Origin of the sequence: Variovorax paradoxus (genome assembly GCF_902712855.1) — a bacterium.
GTDB lineage: Bacteria > Pseudomonadota > Gammaproteobacteria > Burkholderiales > Burkholderiaceae_C > Variovorax > Variovorax paradoxus_Q.
This window is the reverse complement of the sequence record NZ_LR743507.1, coordinates 954,523-977,172: the sequence shown is the minus strand read 5'-3', so window position 1 is coordinate 977,172 and position 22,650 is coordinate 954,523. Positions and strand designations below refer to the sequence as shown.

Below are 22,650 nucleotides of genomic sequence, written 5' to 3'. Positions count from 1 at the left end.
TGCGCGTGCCAGAGCGCGGGAGGGGGTTTTGAACATGACGATGAATCGACGACATTTTTCTTTGGCCGCAGGCGCGGCCGCGGCGCTGGGCGGCTTCGGCATCGCCCGCGCGCAGGGCGACACGCCGCTGGTGCTCGGCCAGTCGGCGCCGTTCACCGGCCCTTCCGCGCAGCTGGGGCTGCAGTTCCACCAGGGCGCCAGGCTGTTCCTGGACCAGTACAACGCCCAGCCGGGCCGCCGCAACGTGGTGATCAAGAACCTCGACGACGGCTACGAGCCCGACCGCTGCGCGGCCAACACGCAGAAGCTGATCGACGAGGACGTGTTCGCGCTGTTCGGCTACGTCGGCACGCCGACCAGCCTGGCGGCGCTGCCGCTGGCGGTGAAGGACAAGGTGCCGTTCATCGCCCCGCTCACGGGCGCGATGTCCCTGCGCGAGCCCTTCCAGAAGAACGTGTTCCACCTGCGCGCCTCCTACAACGACGAGACGGCGCTGATGGTCAAGCAGCTCACCCACCTGGGACTGAAGAAGATCGCGGTCTTCTACCAGAACGACGCCTACGGCAAGGCCGGCCTCGACGGCGTGACGCTGGCGCTCGGCGAACAGCAGCTCAAGCCGGTGGCGCTCGGCACGGTGGAGCGCAACTCGGCCGACGTGGCGCAGGCGGTGAAGAACGTCATGGCCGCGCGGCCCGACGCGGTGGTGCAAGTGGGTGCCTACAAGGCCTGCGCGGCCTTCATCCGCGAGGCGCGCAAGGCCGGCTTCGGCGGCACCTTCTTCAACCTGTCCTTCGTGGGCACGCAGGCCCTGTCGGACGAGCTCGGCAAGGACGCCGCGGGCGTGATGGTGACGCAGGTGATGCCCTCGCCCTTCAACCAGGCCAACGCGCTGGCACGTGAATTCACCGAGGCGGTGCGCAAGGCCGGCAACGGCGCCACCGCCAATTTCTCGGGCCTCGAGGGCTACCTGGCGGCCAAGGTGCTGACGGAAGGCCTGCGCAAGGCGCCGGGCAAGCCGACGCGCGAAGGCCTCGTCGCCGGGCTGGAAAGCATCGACCGCCAGGCCTTCGGCGGCTTCGAGGTGTCGTTCTCGGCCAAGAACCACGTGGCATCGAAGTTCGTCGAGCTGTCGATGCTCACGGGCGACGGCAAGGTCCGGACCTGAACCTCTTTTCGTGACATGGCGCAATACCGCGGAACCGGCGTTGCCGGGCCGCAGGTATGGCCCCTCGAAAGGGTTGGCGCAGCGACGCGAAGTGCGTGAAGCCTGGGGGTGGGTCAGGCCGTCAGGCCATCGACCGCCTGGAACATGGCCTGGCGGGCCTGGCTGACGATCTGCCCTCGCCAGGCGTCGGTGTCGGTGTAGAACGCCTCCACCATCCGCGCCCGGATGCCGTCGGCCAGGTCGGCCGGCGCTTCCGGATGCTTGTGCAGCCAGTGGTCGGCGCGCAATGCGCCGGTCACCTCGAGGATGGGCAGCGTGCCGTACTCGAGCGCGATGCCGGTGTACTCCGCCTGCGGGCACTCCTCGTACACCGAGTCCCACATCAGCCCGCGCAGCAGCGCCGAGGTGGAAGAACCGTCGTAGATCGAGGTCACCGGCGCGGCCGGCGAGCCCCACCATGCGTTGGCGCGTGCGTAGGCCGCCTTGTCGTCCCTGCCCGCGTAGATGCGCTCGCCGAGGCCGTTGGGGCCGAGCCCCGTGTGCAGGTCGATCCAGGCGATGCGTTTCGCGCAGCCCGCGTGGCGGCGCAGCACGCCGCGGATCGTCTTGTTGCTCCAGGTCGGCGCATTGCCGCCGAAGAACAGGCCGTCGTCGAACTGGTATTGCCCGCTGGTCACGGCCGCCTGGTAGGCGGTGGTGCCGTGCTTGTCGATCCACTTCGCCACGGCCGCCTGATTCTCCGGCGTGGGCGGCCAGGTGTCCGGCAGCAGCAGCGCGTGCAACCCGGCGTAGGCCTCGTTCACCGGCACCGGCTTCGAGAAATCGATGAAGTTGCGGTTCAGGTCGACGTTCTCGTGCGTCACGCGCCGGCCGTGCGAAAAGCCGTGCGGATTGAGCGCATGCACGTAGAGCACCGACACGCCCTGCGCCTTGGCTTTCTCGCGCCACTCGGCGTCGTGCAGCGCGAACACCTGCACGCCGCTGCCGCAGTGGCCTTCCACGCCGTGGCAGGCGCTGGTGACGACCAGCATGCGCTCGGCGTCGGCATCGCCGTCGAGCGCCACGTCCATCGACAGCTCCTCGCCCTCGCGGCCCTTCAGCGGATGCGCGTGCGGCTCCACCGTGAGGCCCGCGTTCACGCAGGCCTGCAGGAACTTCTGCCGCGCCTGGGCATAGCGCGGCGAGAACGCCTCGGCGACGCCGATCATGCGCCGCCGCCGGGCTTGAGGAACTGCTCGGCGATCTGCACCCAGCAGGTCGCGCCCAGCGGAATCAGCTCGTCGTTGAAGTCGTAGCTGGCGTTGTGCAGCGTGCACGGACCTTCGCCGTGGTGCACGTCGCGGTGCGCGCCGTCGCCGTTGCCGATGAAGGCGTAGGCGCCGGGCTTGGCCTGCAGCATGAAGGCGAAGTCTTCCGAGGTCATGGCGGCTTCCTGGCGCAGGACGTTGTCGGGCCCGACGATCTCGCCCATGACGCGGCGCGCGAAGTCGGCTTCGGCCTCGGTGTTGATGGTGGGCGGGTAGTAGCGCTCGAAGCGGAAGTCGCAGGTGGCGTCGTGCGCCGCGCAGATGTGCTCGGCGATCTGCTTCATCTTCGCCTCGATCATGTCGAGCACCTCGATCGAGAAGGTGCGCACCGTGCCCGACAGCTCGCAGTTGTCCGGGATCACGTTGTTGGTCTCGCCGGCGTGGATGGTGGTGACCGAGATGACGGCCGAATCGGTCGGCTTCATCTTGCGCGTGAGGATGGTCTGGAAAGCCTGCACGATCTCGCAGGCGATCGGCACCGGGTCGATGCCGGTCTGCGGCAGCGCGGCATGCCCGCCCTTGCCGATCACGTTGACGAAGAACTTGTTGCCCGAGGCCATCACCGGGCCGGGGCTCACCGCGAACTGGCCGGCCTTCATGCCGGGCCAGTTGTGCATGCCGAACACCGCATCCATGGGGAACTGCTCGAACAGCCCTTCCTTGATCATCTCGCGCGCACCGCCGCCGCCCTCTTCCGCCGGCTGGAAGATCAGGTAGACGGTGCCGTCGAAATTGCGGTTCTTCGCGAGGTGCTGCGCCGCCGCAAGCAGCATCGCGGTGTGGCCGTCGTGCCCGCAGGCGTGCATCTTGCCGTGGTGCTGGCTGGCGTGGGCGAAGGTGTTGAGCTCGGTGACGGGCAGCGCGTCCATGTCGGCGCGCAGGCCCACGGCGCGGCTGCTGCTGCCGTTCTTGACGATGCCCACCACGCCGGTGGTGCCCAGGCCGCGGTGAATCGGGATGCCCCACTCCGTGAGCTTGCCGGCCACCACGTCGGCGGTGCGGACTTCTTCGAAGCAGAGTTCGGGATGGGCGTGGAGGTCACGTCGGACGGCGGCGATGCCGGCCGCCTGCGTGACGAGCGAATCGATGAGTTTCATGAGGCACAGTCTAGGCTTTGAGCATTCACCCGCAAAGACCGTGCCGGGCAAACCCTCAGGCCGCGGCCGCCGCACGCGCAGCGCCGACTTCCGGGAGAATGCGCCGCATGCTCCACACGCTTTCACCCCAAAGCCTCCTGCTGGCCCAGACCCTGGTGCGCATGAACACCATCAGCGCCAACAGCAACCTCGAACTGATCGACTTCGCGCAGAGCCACCTCGCGGCCCTGGGCGTGAAGAGCCGCATCACCTACAACGCCGAGCGCACCAAGGCCAACCTGTTCGCCACGCTCGGCGAAGGCAAGCCGGCCGGCGTGATCGTGTCGGGCCACACCGACACGGTGCCGTGGGACGGCCAGGACTGGAGCGTCGACCCCCTTTCCGCCGTGGTGCAGAACGAGAAGCTCTACGGCCGAGGCTCGGCCGACATGAAGAGCTTCATCGCCATCGCGCTGTCGAATGCAAAGCGCTTCCTCGAGAGCGACTCGCCCTTCGCGGTGCATTTCGCGTTCAGCTACGAGGAAGAGATCGGCTGCTTCGGCGTGAAGGAACTCATCGCCGACATGCGCGAAGCCAACATCAAGCCGCTGGCCTGCATCGTGGGCGAGCCCACCAGCATGGTGCCGGCCATCGCGCACAAGGGCGTCTACCGCTACAAGTGCTGCGTGCGCGGCAAGGAAGCGCATTCCTCGCTCACGCCCAAGTCGGTCAACGCCATCGAGATGGCGGCCCGGGTCATCGGCAAGGTGCGCGACATGGCGGAAGATTTCGAGCGCAGCGAGCCGCGCTACGAGGGCTTCGACGTGCCCTTCAGCACCGCGAGCGTGGGCCAGTTCCACGGCGGCATCGCGGACAACGTGGTGCCGCGCGACGCGGAGTTCCGCTACGAGTTCCGCGACCTGCCGACCGCCGACGCACGGCGCATGCAGGCCGACGTGGTCGCCTATGCGGGCGGCCTGGAGCCGGCCATGAAAAAGGTGGCGCCCGATGCCGGCTTCCAGTTCGAGACCATCTGCGAGATCCCGAGCTTCCTGGGCTCGGCCGACGACCCGATCACCCTGCTGGCGCAGCGCCTGGCCAGCGAGGACCGCACCACGCTGGTGGCCTTCGGCACCGAGGCGGGCCTGTTCAAGAACGCCGGCATCCCCACGGTGGTGTGCGGCCCCGGCAGCATCGAGCAGGCGCACCAGCCCGACGAGTTCGTGAGCCTCGAGCAGCTCGCGCGCTGCGAGCTGTTCATGGAGCGCCTGGCCTCGACACCGGCCATTGGCTGACCGGGCCACCGCACCGCAGCGCATGAAGCGCGTCGCGCTCGGACTGCTCTGCGGCGCGGCGCTGCTCTATGCGCTGGCCAGCGCGCTGCATGCGCAGCATCCGGCCTGGGGCTACGTGGCCGCCTTTGCCGAGGCCGCCATGGTCGGCGCCATCGCCGACTGGTTCGCGGTGGTGGCGCTGTTCCGCCACCCGCTGGGCCTGCCGATCCCGCACACGGCCATCATCCCGAGCAACAAGGACCGCATCGGCGCCAAGCTCGCCGGCTTCATCTGCGACAACTTCCTGAGCACCGCGCAGGTGCTGGACAAGCTGCGGCAGTTCGATGCGGCAGGCCGCATCGCCGACTGGCTGGCGCGCCCGGCCAGCGGCGAGAAGCTCGGCGAATGGGGCGTGGCCGCCGCGCGCTACGGCCTGTCGGCCTTCGACGACGAGCGGGTGCGCGACTTCATGGGCCGAGCCGTCGCGGCCGGCCTCGAGAAGATCGACCTCTCGCGCCTCACCGGCCAGGCGCTCGACGCACTCACCGCCGGCGGCCGCCACCAGGCGCTGCTCGACGACGTGCTGCAGCAGGTGGCCGGCCTGCTCGAGGGCGACGAGGTGCAGGCGCACATCACCGAGGCGATCGCGCGCGAGATCAGGACGCTGCGCTACGTGGGCCTCGACCAGGTGGCCGCCAAGATGGCCACGCGCAAGATCGTCGCGGCCGTGGCGCGCACCATCGGCGAGCTGGCGGCCGAGCCCGACCACCCGATGCGCAAGCGCTTCGACCACTTCGTCGACGACTTCGTGGTGCGCCTGAAGCTCGACCCCGAGTTCCAGCAGCGCGGCGAACAGATCCGCGCCGAGCTCATCGCGCACCCCGCGCTGGGCGACTACCTGCACGGCCTGTGGGGCGAGCTGCTGGCCTGGCTGCACGACGACCTGGGCCGCAGCGACTCGGCCATCCGTCGCCGCATCGCCTCGATGGCCGGTGCGCTGGGCAGCCGGCTGCAGGGCGACGAGGCCATCCGCCGCTGGATCAACGAGCAGATCGAGGCCGCCGCGCCGCTGGCCATCGAGCGCTACCGCGAGGACATCCGCCGCTACATCGAGGAGCGCGTGGGCGATTGGAACGCGCAGGAGATGACGGTCGAGCTCGAGCGCCACATCGGGCGCGACCTGCAGTTCATCCGCATCAACGGCACGCTGGTGGGCGGGCTGGTAGGGCTGCTGATCCACACGGTCACGCAGCTGCTGCGCGGCTGAGCATCGGGCAGCGGGGCAGCGGGGCGGCCGGGCAGCCGGGCGGGCCCGGGTAATCCACAGCGGACGAAAGTCCGCATCATGTCTCCGGAGCGACTTCGCCGCTTCGTGCGCCTCCTAGACTGCCTCGCGCAACCACAAGAGGAGACACGCACCATGCCCCGTCGACGCCTCCGCGAAAGCCTCCGTGCCGCCGCGCTGACCGCCACCCTCGCCTTGCTCGCCGCCTGCAGCAGCCTCCCGCCGCCGTCCACCCGGCCCGCCTCCTGGGCCGCGCCCGAGGCGCTGGTCGCACCCTCTTCCTTCGCCGGCGTGCACGGCCTGGCCATCGACGCCAAGGGCCGCCTGCTCGCGGGCTCGGTGGTGGGCAACACGCTGTGGGAAGTCGACCGCAGCACCGGGGCGGCCAAGGTGCTGATCGATGCGCCGGAGGGCCAGGCCGACGACATCGCCGTGGGCCCGAAGGGCGAACTCGCATGGACCAACTACCTCATGGGCATGCTGCGCTATCGCGAGAACGACGGTGCCCCGCTGCAGGTGCTGGCCAAGGACCTGCCCGGCCTCAATTCGCTCGACTTCGACCGCCGCAACGGCAAGCTCTACGCCTCGCAGGTGTTCCTGGGCGACGCGCTGTGGGAGATCGACCGCACGGGCCAGAAGCCGCCGCGGCTCATCAAGAAGGACATGGGCGGTTTCAACGGCTTCGAGGTCGGGCCCGACGGCATGCTCTACGGCCCGCTGTGGTTCAAGGGCCAGGTCGTGAAGATCGACCCGGCGAACGGCACCATGACCGTGATCGCGGACGGCTTCAGTATCCCGGCCGCGGCCAACCTCGACGGCAAGGGCAACCTGTGGGTGGTCGACGCGCGCAGCGGCGAGCTGGTGAAGGTGGAGCTTGCCAGCGGACGCAAGACCGTCGCGAAGCAGCTGCGGCCATCGCTCGACAACCTGGCCATCGCCAGGGACACGCCCGACGGCACGATTTACATCTCGAACATGGCCAACAACGAGGTCATGGCTTTCGACCCCGCCACCGGCGCGCTGCGCACGCTCACCAGCGGCAAGGTGGCGGTGCCGGCCGGCATGAAGATCGACGGCAACGACCTCTGGGTGGCCGACGTGTTCGGCTTCCGCCGGGTCGACGTGCGCACGGGCGAGGTGCGCGACGTGTTCCGCATGCAGCGCGAGCCCGAGCTGGACTACCCCTTCGCAGTGGGGTTGTCGCCGAAACTGTTCGCGCTCACCTCGTGGTTCACCGGCTCGGTGCAGCTGGTCGACCGGCAGACGCTGAAGACGGTGGACACGCTTCACGGCCTGAACGCGCCGTTCGACGCCATCCCCATGCCCGACGGCAGCGTGGTCTACGCAGAGATCGCGACCGGCAGCATCACGCGCGCGAGCGGGCCGAAGTTTGCGCAGAAGTCAGTGCTTGCCAGCGGATTGAACGGCCCGGTGCAGATGGTGCTCGGCCAGGACGGCGCGCTCTACGTCACCGAGGCCGCGGGCAAGCTGCTGCGCCTGCCGCTCGACGCCAGCGCGCCGCTGCGCACCGTGGCCGACGGGCTGGCGCTGCCGGAAGGCCTGGCGCAGACGCCGTGGGGCAGCTTCGTCGTGGCCGAGAGCGCGGCGCACCGGCTGGTAGAGATCGACCCCGCCACCGGCAGCCGCCGCACGGTGGCCGAGAACCTGCCGATCGGCCTCGCCGCCGGGCCGGGACTGCCGCCGCCGTACGTGGTCACGGGCGTGGCCGTGGGACGCGACGGCACCGTCTACATGAGCGCCGACCGGAACAATGCGATCTATCGGATTCGCCCCGTCAGGTAGCGTAACAAGAAGTGTAATTTTCTGTTTACTTTTTAAAACAGACATTACAAACTGGCCGGGACGCCGCGCGGCGTCCCGGCGGCATCCGGCAGCCGGGGGTTTGCGAGGCGTTCTTTCCAGAAAGGAAAACGCATGACTCCGCTCGTCGTAGGCCAGTTGCTGTCGCCCGAGTACTCCCCGGGCATGGTGGCGCTCTCCTTCCTCATCTCCTTCGCGGGTTCGCTGGTGGCACTGATATGCGCCGGCCGCATGATCGGCGCGGACGGCAAGCCCAACCTCGCCATCGTGGCCTGCGCCGCGGTCGCGCTCGGCGGCATCGGCATCTGGTCGATGCACTTCATCGGCATGCTGGCGTACCGGCTGCCGATCGCCATCTCGTACAACATGCCGCTCACCGTGGTGTCGCTGGTGGCGGCCATCCTGATCTCGGGCGTCGCCCTGTACATGGCGGGCGGACGCCGCAAATTCAGCCGCTCGGGCTGGCTGGGCGGCAGCCTGCTGGCCGGTGCCGGTGTCTGCGTGATGCACTACATGGGCATGTTCGCGATGAACATGCGCGCCTCGATGGACTTCGACGTGGTGCAGGTCGTGCTGTCGGTGCTCATCGCGGTCAGCGCAGCCGCCGCGGCCCTGTGGCTGGCCTTCAACCTGCGCAAGTTCACGCACAAGGTGGCGGCCGCCGCCGTGATGGGCGTGGCGGTGTGCACCATGCACTACGTGGGCATGGCCGCGGCCAGCATGGTGTGCACCGCCGCCGCACCGGTCGACGCGCTGGCCATCGGCGGCAGCTCGATGGGGCTCACGGTGTTCGGCACGGCCGGCGCGGTACTGATCTTCATCTACTGGGTGGTCACCGGCAACAGCCTCGACACCACGCCCGCCGCCGGCGTGCGGCGCCCGCACACCAGCTAATTGGCACAAGCGGGCGCGAGGCCCGCCTCCTACAGTCCGTGCAGAGCGAAAGAACGACCTGCACAGACGCCATGCCCTTCATCGAATCCCGGCTGCAGACGGCCAGCGACACCTTCCGGGCCAACCGCGCCGGCATGCTCGACCTGCTCGGCCAGGTGCGTGCGCACGAGGCCCGCGCCGCCGCGGCCTCGAACGCCTCGGCCGAGCGCTTCGCCCGGCGCGGGCAGCTGCTGCCGCGCGAGCGCCTCGCCCTGCTGCTGGACACCGGCGCCCCCTTCCTGCCGCTGGCGTCGCTGGCCGGGCTGGGCCATGACGACCCCGACCTGTCGAGGAGCGTGCCCGGCGGCGGGCTGCTCTCCGGCATCGGCCAGGTGGCGGGCGTGCGCTGCATGGTGAACGCATCGGACTCCGGCATCGACGCCGGCGCGCTGCAACCGATGGGGCTGGACAAGCAGCTGCGCGTGCAGGAGATCGCGCTGGAGAACAGGCTGCCCTACGTGCAGCTGGTGGAAAGCGCCGGCGCCAACCTGATGCAGTACCGCGTGCAGGACTTCGTGCGCGGCGGCAACATCTTCCGCAACCTCGCGCGGCTGTCGGCCGCGGGGCTGCCGGTGGTGACGGTGACGCACGGCTCCTCGACCGCTGGCGGCGCCTACCAGACGGGCCTGTCCGACTACATCGTGATGGTGCGCGACCGCACGCGCGCCTTCCTCGCGGGGCCGCCGCTGCTGAAGGCCGCCACCGGCGAGGTCGCCACCGAGGAAGAACTGGGCGGCGCGGTGATGCACACGCACGTCTCGGGGCTGGGCGACTACCTGGCGGAGGACGACCGCGACGCGATCCGCATCGCGCGCTCCATCCTGGGCGGGATCGACTGGGCACGCGACGAAGCCCCGCGCCGGTTCGCTGCGCCGCGCTACGACGCCGAGGAGCTGCTCGGCATCATGCCGAGCGACGGCCGGCGGCCCGTCGACATGCGCGAGGTCGTCGCGCGCATCGCGGACGGCTCGGAGTTCCTCGAGTTCAGCGAGCACTACGGCAGCGCCACCGTCTGCGGCCACATCCGGCTCGAAGGGCATGCGGTGGGCCTCGTCACCAACAACGGCCCGATCGACTCCGACGGCGCGACCAAGGCCACGCACTTCATCCAGGCCTGCTGCCAGTCGCGCACGCCCATCGTCTACCTGCAGAACATCACCGGCTACATGGTGGGCCGCGCGCACGAGGAGGCCGGCATCATCAAGCACGGCGCCAAGATGATCCAGGCCGTGACCAACGCGAGCGTGCCGCAGATCACGCTGCACTGCGGCGCCTCCTACGGCGCGGGCAACTACGGCATGTGCGGGCGGGGCTTCGCGCCGCGCTTCTGTTTCAGCTGGCCCAACGCGCGCACCGCCGTCATGGGCGGCGAGCAGGCCGCGAAGACCATGGCCATCGTGATGGAGGCCGGCATGGCGAGAAAGGGCGCCGTCGACCACGCGAAGATCGACGCCATGCAGCAGCAGATCGTCGAGCGCTTCGAGCGCCAGATGAGCGTGTTCACCACCAGCGCGCTGCTGCTGGACGACGGCGTGATCGATCCGCGCGACACCCGCGCGGTGCTGGCCGAGGTGCTGTCGGTGTGCCGCGATGCCGATGCGCGCGTGCCGCAGCCCATGCAGTTCTCGGTGGCACGGCCATGAGCGCCAGCTTCGACAAGATCCTGGTCGCCAACCGCGGCGAGATCGCGGTGCGCGTGATGCGCACCGCGCGCGCCATGGGCTACCGCACGGTCGCCGTGTACTCGAGCGCCGACGCATGTGCCGAGCACGTGCGCCAGGCCGACCAGTCGGTGCACATCGGCGATCCGCTGCCCGCGCAGAGCTACCTGGACATCGACGCGATCGTCAGGGCGGCGCGCACCAGCGGCGCCGGTGCGGTGCACCCCGGCTACGGCTTCCTCGCGGAGAACGCCGACTTCGCGCAGGCCTGCCGGGACGCGGGCCTGGTCTTCATAGGCCCATCGCCCGAAGCCATCCGCGCGATGGGCGACAAGGCCGGCGCCAAACGGCTGATGCAGGCCGCAGGCGTGCCGTGCATCCCGGGCTACCAGGGCGAGGACCAGCGCACCGACACGCTCGCCGCCGAGGCCGAGCGCATCGGCTGGCCGGTGATGATCAAGGCCACGGCCGGCGGCGGCGGGCGCGGCATGCGGCTCGCAGCATCGGCCGCGCAGTTCGCCGAGCTGCTGCACAGTGCGCAGTCCGAAGCGCTCAACGCCTTCGGCAACGCCACCGTGATCCTCGAGCGCGCCATCGTGGCGCCGCGCCACATCGAGATCCAGGTGTTCGCCGACCGCCACGGCAACGCGATCCACCTCGGCGAGCGCGACTGCTCGGTGCAGCGCCGGCACCAGAAGCTGATCGAGGAGGCGCCTTCGCCCGCCGCGTCGGCGGCGTTGCGCGAACGCATGGGCGCCGCCGCTGTCGCCGCTGCCAAGGCCATCGCCTACGAAGGCGCGGGCACGCTCGAATTCCTGCTCGACGCCGAAGGCCAGTACTGGTTCATGGAAATGAACACGCGGCTGCAGGTCGAGCACCCCGTGACCGAGGCGGTGACCGGGCTTGACCTGGTCGAACTGCAGCTGCGCGTGGCCGCTGGCGAGCCGCTGCCGCTCGCGCAGCAGGACGTACGCATCGCCGGCCACGCCATCGAAGTGCGCCTGTGCGCCGAAGATCCGTCGCAGGGCTTCATGCCGCAGAGCGGCACCTTCGCGGCGTGGCGGCCGTCGCCGGCGCTGCGCACCGAACACGCGCTGCGCGACGGCGCGGCCGTGCCGCCGTTCTACGACTCGATGGTCGCCAAGCTCATCGCCCACGGCCGCACGCGCGACGAAGCGCGGCACCGGCTCGTCGCCGGCCTGCACGGCACCGTGGCGCTCGGCATCGCGACCAACCAGCAACTGCTGCAGCGTGCGCTGTCGCACGAAGTGTTCGCCGACGGCGCGGCGACCACCGCCTTCGTTGCGGATCATCTCGATGCGCTGCTCGCGCCCGACGCCGCCGCCGAAGCGCGCGCCGCGATGCTGGCCGCGCTGCTGCTGCAACTCGGCGAACGCGGCTGGCCGTCGCCGCTGGCACACGCGCTGCCCAACGCCCTGCGCTTCTCGCTCGACGGCACCGTGCACGCGACGCGCGTGACGCCGCGCGGCCACGGAGCGTTCGACGTGGCACTGGAAGGCCACGACGCCGAAAGACTCGCGCTGCTCGCGTGGGAGGGCGACGGCACCGTGCGCTTCCTGTGCGGCGGTCTGTCCGAACAGGCGCTCGTCGTGCGCGAGCGCGGCAGAGACCGCGTCTTCTTCAACTTCCGCGGCCGCGCGTTCCGACTCGACGACCTCACGCACGTGGCCGTGGCGCGGGCCGGCGATGCCGGTGGCGACGGCCTGCTGCGGGCCTCGATGAACGGCCGCGTCATCGCGCTGCTGGTGGCCGAGGGCGATGCCGTCGTCGCCGGCCAGCCGCTGGTCACGCTCGAGGCGATGAAGATGGAGCACGTGCACTGCGCGCCGCGCGCGGGCCGGGTCGCGCTGCGTGTCGCGGTCGGTGCGCAGGTGGCGGCGCGGCACGTGGTCGCAGAAGTCGCCGAAGTCGCAGAAGCGCCCGAAATGGCCGGCGCCTGATGCGCTTCAAGACAAGTTTCCGAAAGTCTCCGACATGAATGCTTCTTCCCGCTATCGCTCCGTCTTTGTCCCCGGCCTTTTCGCCGGCCGGGTCATCGTGGTCACCGGCGGCGGCTCCGGCATCGGCCGCTGCACCGCGCACGAACTGGCCTCGCTCGGTGCGCACGTGGTGCTTGTAGGCCGCAAGCAGGAAAAGCTCGATGCGGTGAAGGCCGAGATCGAAGCGGCCGGCGGCCTGGCCAGCACGCAGGCCTTCGACATCCGCCAGGAAGAAGCGGTGCGCGCCGCAGTGAGCGCCGTCGTCGCCGCGCAGGGGCGCATCGACGGGCTCGTCAACAACGCGGGCGGCCAGTACATCACGCCGCTGCATGCCATTTCGGCCAAGGGCTGGGAAGCGGTGATCCACACCAACCTCACCGGCGGCTTCCTGGTCGCGCGCGAGTGCTACCTGCAGAGCATGCAGGCGCGCGGCGGCGCCATCGTCAACATCGTGGCCGACATCTGGGGCTCCATGCCCAACATGGGCCACAGCGGCGCCGCGCGCGCCGGCATGGTGAGCTTCACCGAAACCGCGGCCGCCGAATGGGCGGCGAGCGGCGTGCGCGTGAATGCGGTGGCACCGGGCTACATCGCGTCGAGCGGCATGGACCACTACCCGCCCGAGGCCGGCGACATGCTGCGCGCCATGCGCAAGACATTGCCCGCGGGCCGTTTCGGCACCGAGGCCGAGACCGCCGCCGCCATCGCCTTCCTGCTGTGCCCGGCGGCCAGCTTCATCAGCGGCACGGTGCTGCGCGTGGACGGCGCCCGCCCCCAGGTGCGCATGGGCTGGCCGATGGAACTGCCCGACGCGCAGGCGCAGCAGCGCGACGCCGTGAAGCCCTTCGAGGGCTTTCACCTGACACGGACGCCGCGCGTGTTCCAAGACCGCTGAAGAACGACGAAGACAGACGGAGACCACGCATGCACTACACGCACGAACACCTCGAGATCCAGAAGACCCTGCGCCGCTTCATCGACGAAGAGATCAACCCGCATGTCGACGAATGGGAAGAGGCCGAGATCTTTCCCGCTCACGAGGTCTTCGGGAAGCTCGGCAAGCTCGGCCTGCTGGGCCTGAACAAGCCCGAGGCCTTCGGCGGCGGCGGCCTCGACTATTCGTACGCCATGGCCATGGCCGAGGCGCTGGGCCACATCAGCTGCGGCGGCGTGCCGATGGCCATCGGCGTGCAGACCGACATGTGCACGCCTGCGCTCGCGCGCTTCGGCAGCGACGCATTGCGCCGCGAGTTCCTGGCACCCGCCATCGCCGGCGACATGGTCGGGTGCATCGGCGTGAGCGAGCCCGGTGCGGGCAGCGACGTGGCCGGCCTGAAGAGCCACGCGCGCAAGGACGGCGACGACTACCTCATCAGCGGCCAGAAGATGTGGATCACCAACAGCCTGCAGGCCGACTGGATGTGCATGCTGGTCAACACCAGCGACGGACCGGTGCACCGCAACAAGTCGCTGGTCATGGTGCCCATGGACAGCCCCGGCATCGAGAAGGCGAAGAAGATCCGCAAGATCGGCATGGACTCGAGCGACACCGGGCTCATCTACTTCGACAACGTGCGCGTGCCGCAGCGCTTTCGCATCGGCGAGGAAGGCCAGGGCTTCATCTACCAGATGCAGCAGTTCCAGGAAGAGCGGCTGTGGGCCGCGGCCAGCTCGCTCGAGCCGATGGAGGACTGCATCGCGCAGACCATCGAGTGGGCACAGCAGCGCCACATGTTCGGCGCCACGCTGGCCGACCAGCAATGGGTGCAGTTCAAGCTGGCCGAGCTCAAGACCGAGGTGGAGGCGCTGCGCGCGCTCACCTACCGCGCGTGCGACCTGCATGTGCAGGGCGAGGACGTGCTCGAACTCGCGTCGATGGCCAAGCTCAAGACCGGCCGGCTCACGCGGCAGGTGGCCGACACCTGCCTGCAGTTCTGGGGCGGCATGGGCTTCACGCTCGAGAACCGCGTCTCGCGCCTCTACCGCGACGGCCGCCTGGGCTCCATCGGCGGCGGCGCGGACGAGGTGATGCTCGGCATCCTCGCGAAGACCATGGGCATCGCCAAGCGCCCCCCGCGCGGCTGACGGGCGCCCGCGCATGAACGCCGAACTGCAGGCCGACCGCGCGTCGCTCGTCGACACCGTGCGGCGCTTTGCCGAAAGCGAGATCGCGCCGAACGTGCAGGCGTGGGACGACGCGGGCGAGTTTCCGCGCGCGCTCTACGCACGCGCCGCCGGGCTGGGCCTGCTGGGCCTGGGCTATCCAGAGGAATGGGGCGGCACACCGGCCTCGTATTCGCTGAAGCTGCCCGCGTGGGTCGCGCTCGCGCGCCACGGCAAGAGCGGCGGCGTGCTCGCCAGCCTCTTCTCGCACAACATCGGCCTGCCGCCGGTGGTGCTGCACGCGAGCGATGCGGTGCGCCGGGAAGTGGTGCCGCCGGTGCTGCGCGGCGAGAAGATCGCCGCGCTCGCCATCACAGAGCCCGGTGGCGGCTCCGACGTGGCGGCGCTGCGCACCACGGCACAGCGCGACGGCGGGCACTACGTGGTGAACGGCGAGAAGACCTTCATCACCTCCGGCATGCGCGCCGACTGGATCACCGTGGCCGTGCGCACCGGCGAGGGTCGCGGCGCGGGCGGCGTCTCGATGCTGCTCGTGCCGGGCGATGCGCCGGGAATCTCGCGCACGCGCCTGTCGAAGATGGGCTGGCTGTGCTCCGACACCGCCACGCTGCACTTCGACGACGTGCGCGTGCCGGCGCGTTACCTGCTCGGCGAGGAAGGCACGGGCTTTCGCATGATCATGGGCAACTTCAACGGCGAACGCATCGGCCTGGCCGCGGGTGCGCTGGGCTTCGCGCAGGCCTGCCTCGACGAGGCGCTGGCCTGGGCGCGCGATCGCAAGACTTTCGGCCACGCGCTCATCGAGCACCAGGCGGTGCGCCACAAGCTGGTCGACATGCAGATGCGCATTGCTTCCACCGAGGCGTGGATCGAGGCCGTGTCGGCCGAGGGCGACGCACTGGAGGCGGCCGGCCGCTTCAACGCGCCGGAATGGGTCGCGCAGATCTGCATGCTGAAGAACCACGCCACGCAGACGATGCAGTTCTGCGCCGACCAGGCGGTGCAGATCCTGGGCGGCATGGGCTTCATGCGCGGCACGGTGAGCGAGCGCATCTACCGCGAGGTGAAGGTGATGATGATCGGCGGCGGCGCCGAGGAGATCATGAAGGAGCTGGCGGCGAAGCAGTTGGGCTGGCCGTAGCCGCGCGCGGCCCTCGCACGCGGCCTCTTCCTTCGCCATCGGAAAACTGTTCTTCACCGCCGGCGTACGCGGCGCATGGCGTTTCGCGCGCGGCGTGCGTACCATCGATCCGCCCATCCGACTGAAGAAGCAGGAGCCCGCGTGATCTTCGTTTTTCATCTTCTCGACAAACCCGGCACGGCCGAGCTACGCACCACGGTGCGGCCCGAGCACAAGGCCTACCTTGCCGGCGTCGCCGACCGCATCGCCTTCGCGGGCCCGCTGCTGGCCGACGACGGAAAGACCATGGTCGGCAGCCTGCTGGCCATCGACTTCGACAGCCGCGCCGACGCCGAGGCATGGCAGGCCGGCGAGCCGTTCACCCGCGCCGGCCTCTACGCCAGCAGCTCGGTGCTGGCGTTCACCAACCTCTGGCCGCAGAAGGCCGGATTTCCACCGGCCGCATGAGCGAGCGAGCCCCGTCCATGCTCAAGCACATCGTGATGTGGAACCTGCGTGGCGACACGCCGGAAGAAAAGACAAAGGCCCGCGGCCTTCTCAAGGAGAAGTTCGAGTCGCTGCGCGGGCGGATACCCGGCCTGCTGCACCTGGAAGTGGGCGTCGACTCGAGCCGCGCAGGCTATGCCTGCGACGTGGTGCTCTACAGCGAGTTCGACAGCCAGGCCTCGCTCGACGGCTACGCCACCCACCCGGCGCACCTGCAGGTGCGCGAGGAACTGGGCGACCTTCGCATCGCGCGGCATCAGGTGGACTACGCGGTGGATTGAGGCGCTGCGTCAGTCCTTCTTCTCGGGCGTTCCGGACGACTCATCCTGCGTGGCGGCTTTCGCCGCCGCCGCACGCAGCTTGTCCTTCTTGCTCGGCCGCTTGCCCTTGATGCCGCCCGTGCCCGACGCATCGACCACCGGCACCGCCACTTCCGTCGGCTCGAAGCCTTCGACGCGTTCGCGCGGCAGGCTCAGGCCCTGGCGCTTCTCGATCAGGCGGAAGTGCGCCTCGGTCGATGCGCTCACGAAACTGATGGCCAGCCCGCTCTCGCCGGCGCGGCCGGTGCGGCCGATGCGGTGGATGTAGTCGGTCGGCGAACGCGGCAGGTCGTAGTTGATGACCACGGGCAGCTGTGCGATGTCGATGCCGCGCGCCGCCAGGTCGGTGGCGATCACCACGTCCCAGCGGTTCTGCTTGAACTGCGAAAGGATGCCGGTGCGCGTGCCCTGCGCGATGTCGCCGTGGAAAGGCACGGCGTAGATGCCGTTCTTGTAGAGCTTCTCGGCCACGATCTGCGCGGCGTGCTGCGTGGCGACGAAGACCAGCACGCGGTCCCATTCGCCTTCGTGCTGCTTGAGCAGGTGGCGCAGCAGCTGCGTGCGGCGGATGGCGTCGACCTCGATCACGCGCTGCACGATGTTGGGCTCGGTGCCGGGCTCGCCCTGCACGTCGACCACCGCGGGCTCGCGTAGCATGCCGTCGGCCAGCGCCTGGATGGCGGGCGGGAAGGTGGCGGAGAACAGCAGGTTCTGCCGCTGCTGCGGCAGCAGCGCGAGGATGCGGCCGAGCTCTTCGGCAAAGCCCAGGTCGAACAGGCGGTCGGCTTCGTCCAGCACCAGCATCGACACACCGCCGAGCTTCAGCGCGTTGTGGTCGGCCAGGTCGAGCAGGCGGCCCGGCGTGGCGACGACGATGTCGGCACCGCCGCGCAGGCTCATCATCTGCGGGTTGATCGACACGCCGCCGAAGGCAACGACGATCTTCAGGCGCTCGGGCAGGTGCTGCGCGAGGCTGCGCAGGGTCTCGCCGACCTGCGCCGCGAGTTCGCGCGTGGGCACGAGCACCAGCGCGCGCACGCGCCGCGGGCCTCGCGCGGGTTCCGCCACGAGGCGCTGCAGCAGCGGCAGGGAGAATGCGGCGGTCTTGCCGGAGCCGGTCTGCGCCGAGCCCCGCACGTCGCGGCCTTGCAGAATCGCGGGGATGGCCGCGGCCTGGATGGCGGTCGGCGCGGCGTAGCCGCTTTCGGCGGCAGCGTGCACGAGCGCAGGCACCAGGCCCAGTGAGTCGAATGGCATGTGAGCAGACAGAGGGAAGATTCCCGAGAGATGGACAGAGAGAAGAGATGTATCGGATGTCGACGATGAAACAGCGCAATCAGGCAGGCAGCACCCTGGTCTATTCCACCGAGGCGGGCGGTCGCATGTGCCCCGGCTGCGGCGAACCCGTGGCCGGCTGCCGCTGCAGGGAACTCGCTGCGCGCGTGCCGGCCACCGACGGCATTGTGCGTGTATCGCACGAGACCAAGGGGCGAAAAGGCAAGGGCGTGACCGTGGTGAAGGGCGTGGCGCTGAACGCGGAGGGCCTCGCGGCGCTCGGCAAGCAGCTGAAGACGGCCTGCGGCACGGGCGGCACGGTGAAGGACGGCGTGATCGAGATCCAGGGAGACCATCGCGAGACGGTGATCGCAGCGCTCGTGAAGCAGGGCCACACGGTGAAGCGGGCAGGAGGCTGAGCGCGCGATGAAACCCGAAGACCTCCAGCGGCTGGTGACGCTCCAGATGCCATTCGGCAAGCACAAGGGAACGTTGATTGCCGATTTGCCCGGCAATTACCTGAATTGGTTTGCACGCGAGGGTTTTCCCTCAGGAGAAATTGGCCGGCTGCTCGAGTTGATGCATGAAATAGACCACAACGGGTTGTCCGACCTGCTGAAACCGTTGCGAAACCGCCCGCCGCGCCAGGGTGTTTCTCAATAACACACGAATTTCCCACAAATTTTGCAATTCGCGCTTGATAATCCGGCCCACGTGTCTGTGAGCCTTGTCTCCCGTGCACGTAATTCGGTGATCGGTCAGTTTCGCGCCACAGCGCACTTGTTTGTTGTGATTCTGGGACTCCATCGCTTTGTCTTGTTGGTTTGAATTAGGAGTCCCTCAATGGGCAAGAAACTCTACGTAGGCAACCTCGCCTACTCCGTGCGTGACAACGACCTGGAACAAGCTTTCGGCGAGTTCGGCGCAATCGTCAGCGCAAAGGTCATGATGGAACGTGACACCGGCCGTTCGAAGGGCTTCGGCTTCGTCGAAATGGGTACGGATGCCGAAGCACTGGCAGCCATCGAAGCCATGAACGGCCACTCGCTGCAGGGCCGCGCCCTGACGGTGAATGAAGCCCGTCCGATGGAAGCTCGTCCCCCCCGTACCGGCGGTGGCGGCTACGGCGGTGGTGGCGGCGGCTACGGCGGTGGTGGCGGCGGCTACGGCGGCGGCGGCGGTGGCCGCAGTGGTGGCGGCGGCGGCTACGGCGGTGGCGGCGGTGGTTACGGCGGCGGCGGCGGTGGCCGCGGCGGCTACTAAGCCCTCGCATCCGCATCCGCGAGAGCTTCGGCTCTCCGCATGAAAAAGAAGCTCCTTCGGGAGCTTTTTTCATTTCCGGCGCGCGGCATCGGGAGAACCCTGCCCGGCCGCTACGCATTTGTCCGTAGCGCACCGGTCAGCCAACGGTCAGGCCCGCAGAACGACCCTCACTCCTCCATTCCAAGAGGGGCGAGAGATGCGAATCAAGAGTCAGGCGGACTTCTTTTCAGGAGTCATGTTCACCACCGTGGGCGGCGCGTTCGCGATCGGCGCGACCACCTACACCATAGGCGACGGGGCCCGCATGGGCCCCGGCTACTTCCCGCTGATGCTCGGCATCCTGCTGGCCATCCTGGGCGCGATCATCATGTTCCAGGCGATGGTGGTGGAGACCACCGACGGCGACCCGATCGGCAAGTGGGCCTGGAAGCCGCTGGCCTTCGTGCTCGGCGCCAACCTGGCGTTCGGCGTGCTGCTCGGCGGACTGCCCAGCGTCGGGCTGCCGGCCATGGGAATGATCATCGCGATCTACGCGCTCACCATCATCTCGAGCATGGCGGGCGAGCACTTCAAGCTGCGCGACGTGCTGGTGCTGGCGACCATCCTGGCGGCCGGCAGCTACGTGGCCTTCATCTGGGCGCTGAAGCTCCAGATCCAGGTCTGGCCTACCTTCATCTCGGGTTGAGGAGCGCACCGCCATGGAACTGTTCCACAACCTCGCGACCGGCTTCGGCGTCGCGTTCACCTTCACCAACCTGCTGTACTGCCTGATCGGCTGCATCCTGGGCACGCTGATCGGCGTGCTGCCGGGCATCGGCCCGGTCGCGACCATCGCGATGCTGCTTCCGGCCACGTATGCGCTGCCGCCCGTGTCGGCACTCATCATGCTGGCCGGCATCTACTACGGCGCGCAGTACGGCGGCTCCACCACGGCCATCCTGGTCAACCTGCCCGGGGAGTCGTCCTCGGTGGTCACCTGCATCGACGGCTACCAGATGGCAAGGCAGGGCCGCGCAGGCCCGGCCCTGGCCGCCGCGGGGCTGGGCTCGTTCTTCGCCGGCTGCGTGGGCACGCTGATCCTGGCCGCCTTCGCGCCGCCGCTGACCGAGCTGGCCTTCAAGTTCGGCCCGGCCGAGTACTTCTCGCTGATGGTGCTGGGCCTCATCGGCGCCGTCGTGCTGGCCTCGGGCTCGCTGGTGAAGGCGGTGGCCATGATCGTGCTCGGCCTGCTGCTGGGCATCGTGGGCACGGACGTGAACTCGGGCGTGGCGCGCTACAGCTTCGACATTCCCGAGCTGACCGACGGCATCGGCTTCGTGGTGATCGCCATGGGCGTGTTCGGCTACGGCGAAATCATCGGCAACCTCTCGCAGCCCGACGACGAGCGCGAGGTCTTCACGCACAAGGTCAAGGGCCTGTGGCCCACCAAGGACGACTTCAAGCGCATGACGCCCGCGGTGCTGCGCGGCACGGCGCTGGGTTCGGCACTGGGCATCCTGCCCGGCGGCGGTGCGCTGCTGGCGGCCTTCGCGGCCTACGCGCTGGAGAAGAAGATCAAGATGCGCCCCGGCGAAATCGCCTTCGGCAAGGGCAACATCCGCGGCGTGGCCTCGCCCGAGTCGGCCAACAACGCCGGCGCGCAGACCTCCTTCATTCCGCTCCTGACGCTGGGCATCCCGCCCAACGCCGTGATGGCGCTGATGGTGGGCGCGATGACGATCCACAACATCCAGCCGGGTCCGCAGGTCATGACCAGCAACCCCGAGCTGTTCTGGGGCCTGATCGCCTCGATGTGGATCGGCAACGCGATGCTGATCATCCTGAACCTGCCGCTGATCGGCATGTGGATCAAGCTGCTGACGGTGCCCTACAAGTTCCTGTTCCCGGCGATCGTGCTGTTCTGCGCCATCGGCGTGTACTCGACCAACAACAACACGTTCGACGTGTGGATGGTCGCGATCTTCGGCTTCATCGGCTACCTGTTCCTGAAGCTGCGCACCGAGCCGGCCCCGCTGCTGCTGGGCTTCATCCTCGGGCCGATGATGGAAGAGAACCTGCGGCGTGCGCTGCTGCTGTCGCGCGGCGCGTGGAGCGTGTTCATCACGCGTCCGCTGTCGGCCGGGCTGCTGGTGGCCGCGGCGATGCTGCTGGGCATCGTGCTGCTGCCGGCGATCAAGGCCAAGCGCGAGGAAGCCTTCGTCGAAGAATAAGGCTCGCCCCCAGGATTCGCGCACTTCGTGTCGCTGCTCCTTCCCCCTACCGGGGGCAACACCTGCGGCCCGGCGAAGCCGGTTCCGCGGTGTTTCTGGCTCGCCCCCAGGATGCGCGGCACTTCGTGTCCGCTTCTCCTTCCCCCTACCGGGGGCAACACCTGCGGCCCGGCAAAGCCGGTTCCGCGGTGTTCACGGCTCGCCCCCAGGATCGCGCACTTCGTGTCGCTACTCCTTCCCCCTGCCGGGGGCAACACCTGAGGCCCGGCAGAGCCGGCTCCTCGGTGTTCCTGGCTCGGCCCCGGGCTTCGCGCAGTTCGTGCGCTCGCCTGTCCCCTGCCGGCGTTGTTGCAGAGCCGGTTCTGCGGTGTTTTCGTGAAGAAGCCCCTGCGCACCTGCGCCAGGGGCTTTCTCATTTGAGGAACGCGTCGTAGGCGGTCTTGAGGATCAGGGCGCTCACGACGACGATGAACACGACGCGCACGAAGCCGGCGCCGTGCTTGAGCGCCACGCGGGTGCCCAGCAGGCTGCCGGCCACGTTGGCCACCGCCATCACGAGGCCGTAGTGCCACCAGACGTGGCCCTTGGCGGCGAGCAGGATGAGGGCGGCGCCGTTCGTGAGGGTGTTGATGATCTTGGCGGAGGCCGAGGCGTTGAGGAAGTCGTAGCCCATCCAGCGCACGAACAGGAACACGAGGAAGCTGCCGGCGCCCGGCCCGAAGAAGCCGTCGTACAGCCCGATCGACAGGCCGATGGTGCAGGCGGCCGCCGTTTCGGCGCGGCCGGTGAAGCGCGGCGCGTGCAGCCGACCCATGTCCTTGCGCGCCAGGGTATAGAGCAGCACGCCCAGCAGGATGACGGGGAGCGCCCGGCGCAGGAAATCGCCGGGGAACAGCGTGACGGCCCACGCGCCGAGCATGGCGCCGACGAAACCGAGCAGCGCGGCCGGCCACAGGGCGCCCCAGCGCATCTGCACGCGCTGGCTGAACTGGGCTGCGGCCGCTGCGGTGCCCCAGATGGACGCGCTCTTGTTGGTGCCCAGCAAGGTCGCGGGCGGCGCGCCCGGAAAAACGGCGAACAGGGCCGGCACCAGGATCAAACCGCCCCCGCCCACGATCGAATCGACAAAACCCGCGAGCAGCGAGGCACCCGTGACCACCAGCATTTCCATGGCGGCGATTGTCGCACCTCGGTCGCTATCAAAAGAGTAGCTTCATGCGCAGATGCGGCAAGCGAAAGAAGGGGTTTTTTCTGGAGGAAAACAAGGCCCGACGCTGGGTGTGCGGGCATAAAAAAAGGCGCCGACCAG

Annotated in this window: 21 protein-coding genes; 17 read left to right on the top strand and 4 right to left on the bottom strand. The window is 69.0% G+C overall.

Annotated features, from left to right (window positions below; genetic code table 11):
- Positions 1 to 34 precede the first annotated feature (34 nt).
- Positions 35 to 1,165 (top strand): ABC transporter substrate-binding protein, encoded by a 1,131-nt coding sequence (locus tag AACL56_RS04560; protein ID WP_339088646.1) that lies wholly within the window; start codon positions 35 to 37, stop codon positions 1,163 to 1,165.
- Positions 1,166 to 1,278: 113 nt separating this feature from the next.
- On the opposite strand, the gene AACL56_RS04555 is transcribed toward AACL56_RS04560, so the two are convergent.
- Together AACL56_RS04555 and AACL56_RS04550 are read right to left on the bottom strand one after the other, a co-directional pair.
- Positions 1,279 to 2,373, bottom strand: coding sequence for a M14 family metallopeptidase (locus tag AACL56_RS04555; RefSeq protein WP_339088645.1), 1,095 nt, complete (start codon positions 2,371 to 2,373; stop codon positions 1,279 to 1,281).
- Positions 2,370 to 3,569 (bottom strand): M20 aminoacylase family protein, encoded by a 1,200-nt coding sequence (locus AACL56_RS04550; RefSeq protein WP_339088644.1) that lies wholly within the window; start codon positions 3,567 to 3,569, stop codon positions 2,370 to 2,372. Before AACL56_RS04550 ends, AACL56_RS04555 begins: the two co-directional genes overlap by 4 nt.
- Positions 3,570 to 3,676: 107 nt before the next feature.
- On the opposite strand from AACL56_RS04550, the gene argE reads away from it, so the two are divergent.
- The 11 genes from argE to AACL56_RS04495 all read left to right on the top strand — a co-directional run bounded on the left by argE (position 3,677) and on the right by AACL56_RS04495 (position 16,554).
- Positions 3,677 to 4,843, top strand: coding sequence for an acetylornithine deacetylase (gene argE / locus AACL56_RS04545; RefSeq protein WP_339088643.1), 1,167 nt, complete (start codon positions 3,677 to 3,679; stop codon positions 4,841 to 4,843).
- Between the two features lie 22 nt (positions 4,844 to 4,865).
- A complete protein-coding gene (locus tag AACL56_RS04540; RefSeq protein ID WP_339088642.1) occupies positions 4,866 to 6,089 on the top strand; it encodes a DUF445 domain-containing protein in 1,224 nt (407 codons plus the stop codon).
- Positions 6,090 to 6,242: 153 nt separating this feature from the next.
- The gene (locus AACL56_RS04535) at positions 6,243 to 7,910 is read left to right on the top strand and encodes a hypothetical protein (protein ID WP_339088641.1); all 1,668 of its coding nucleotides are present in this window, start codon (positions 6,243 to 6,245) and stop codon (positions 7,908 to 7,910) included.
- Positions 7,911 to 8,042: 132 nt separating this feature from the next.
- Positions 8,043 to 8,822 (top strand): MHYT domain-containing protein, encoded by a 780-nt coding sequence (locus AACL56_RS04530; protein ID WP_339088640.1) that lies wholly within the window; start codon positions 8,043 to 8,045, stop codon positions 8,820 to 8,822.
- A 71-nt stretch (positions 8,823 to 8,893) separates the two neighbouring features.
- Positions 8,894 to 10,504 carry an acyl-CoA carboxylase subunit beta gene (locus AACL56_RS04525; RefSeq protein WP_339088639.1) on the top strand — a complete coding sequence of 537 codons (1,611 nt, stop codon included), beginning with the start codon at positions 8,894 to 8,896 and terminating at the stop codon, positions 10,502 to 10,504.
- Complete coding sequence (locus tag AACL56_RS04520) at positions 10,501 to 12,483, top strand: acetyl/propionyl/methylcrotonyl-CoA carboxylase subunit alpha (protein ID WP_339088638.1); 1,983 nt, start codon at positions 10,501 to 10,503, stop codon at positions 12,481 to 12,483. The genes AACL56_RS04525 and AACL56_RS04520 overlap by 4 nt, the downstream gene beginning before the upstream one ends.
- 34 nt (positions 12,484 to 12,517) lie before the next feature.
- Positions 12,518 to 13,417 (top strand): SDR family oxidoreductase, encoded by a 900-nt coding sequence (locus AACL56_RS04515; RefSeq protein WP_339088637.1) that lies wholly within the window; start codon positions 12,518 to 12,520, stop codon positions 13,415 to 13,417.
- A 29-nt stretch (positions 13,418 to 13,446) separates the two neighbouring features.
- Complete coding sequence (locus AACL56_RS04510; protein ID WP_339088636.1) at positions 13,447 to 14,607, top strand: acyl-CoA dehydrogenase family protein; 1,161 nt, start codon at positions 13,447 to 13,449, stop codon at positions 14,605 to 14,607.
- 13 nt (positions 14,608 to 14,620) lie between these two features.
- Positions 14,621 to 15,787, top strand: a complete 1,167-nt coding sequence (locus AACL56_RS04505; RefSeq protein WP_339088635.1) for an acyl-CoA dehydrogenase family protein — start codon at positions 14,621 to 14,623, stop codon at positions 15,785 to 15,787.
- Between the two features lie 141 nt (positions 15,788 to 15,928).
- A complete protein-coding gene (locus tag AACL56_RS04500; RefSeq protein WP_339088634.1) occupies positions 15,929 to 16,234 on the top strand; it encodes a YciI family protein in 306 nt (101 codons plus the stop codon).
- Positions 16,231 to 16,554, top strand: a complete 324-nt coding sequence (locus AACL56_RS04495; RefSeq protein WP_339088633.1) for a Dabb family protein — start codon at positions 16,231 to 16,233, stop codon at positions 16,552 to 16,554. Before AACL56_RS04500 ends, AACL56_RS04495 begins: the two co-directional genes overlap by 4 nt.
- Positions 16,555 to 16,563: 9 nt before the next feature.
- Here AACL56_RS04495 and AACL56_RS04490 read toward each other — a convergent pair whose 3' ends face one another.
- Entirely contained in the window at positions 16,564 to 17,850 is a 1,287-nt protein-coding gene (locus AACL56_RS04490) for a DEAD/DEAH box helicase (protein WP_339088632.1), read from the bottom strand.
- 56 nt (positions 17,851 to 17,906) lie between these two features.
- On the opposite strand from AACL56_RS04490, the gene AACL56_RS04485 reads away from it, so the two are divergent.
- The 5 genes from AACL56_RS04485 (at position 17,907) to AACL56_RS04465 (ending at position 21,341) form a co-directional block, all read left to right on the top strand.
- Positions 17,907 to 18,287 carry a translation initiation factor Sui1 gene (locus tag AACL56_RS04485; RefSeq protein ID WP_425336983.1) on the top strand — a complete coding sequence of 127 codons (381 nt, stop codon included), beginning with the start codon at positions 17,907 to 17,909 and terminating at the stop codon, positions 18,285 to 18,287.
- Between the two features lie 7 nt (positions 18,288 to 18,294).
- The gene (locus tag AACL56_RS04480) at positions 18,295 to 18,531 is read left to right on the top strand and encodes a DUF3820 family protein (RefSeq protein WP_339088630.1); all 237 of its coding nucleotides are present in this window, start codon (positions 18,295 to 18,297) and stop codon (positions 18,529 to 18,531) included.
- A 180-nt stretch (positions 18,532 to 18,711) separates the two neighbouring features.
- Positions 18,712 to 19,131, top strand: coding sequence for an RNA recognition motif domain-containing protein (locus AACL56_RS04475; protein WP_339088629.1), 420 nt, complete (start codon positions 18,712 to 18,714; stop codon positions 19,129 to 19,131).
- A gap of 196 nt (positions 19,132 to 19,327) precedes the next feature.
- A complete protein-coding gene (locus tag AACL56_RS04470; RefSeq protein WP_339088628.1) occupies positions 19,328 to 19,816 on the top strand; it encodes a tripartite tricarboxylate transporter TctB family protein in 489 nt (162 codons plus the stop codon).
- A 13-nt stretch (positions 19,817 to 19,829) separates the two neighbouring features.
- The gene (locus tag AACL56_RS04465) at positions 19,830 to 21,341 is read left to right on the top strand and encodes a tripartite tricarboxylate transporter permease (protein ID WP_339088627.1); all 1,512 of its coding nucleotides are present in this window, start codon (positions 19,830 to 19,832) and stop codon (positions 21,339 to 21,341) included.
- Between the two features lie 412 nt (positions 21,342 to 21,753).
- Here the strand turns inward: AACL56_RS04465 and AACL56_RS04460 are convergent, their stop codons facing one another.
- Positions 21,754 to 22,512, bottom strand: a complete 759-nt coding sequence (locus tag AACL56_RS04460) for a TSUP family transporter (RefSeq protein ID WP_339088626.1) — start codon at positions 22,510 to 22,512, stop codon at positions 21,754 to 21,756.
- Positions 22,513 to 22,650 lie beyond the last annotated feature (138 nt).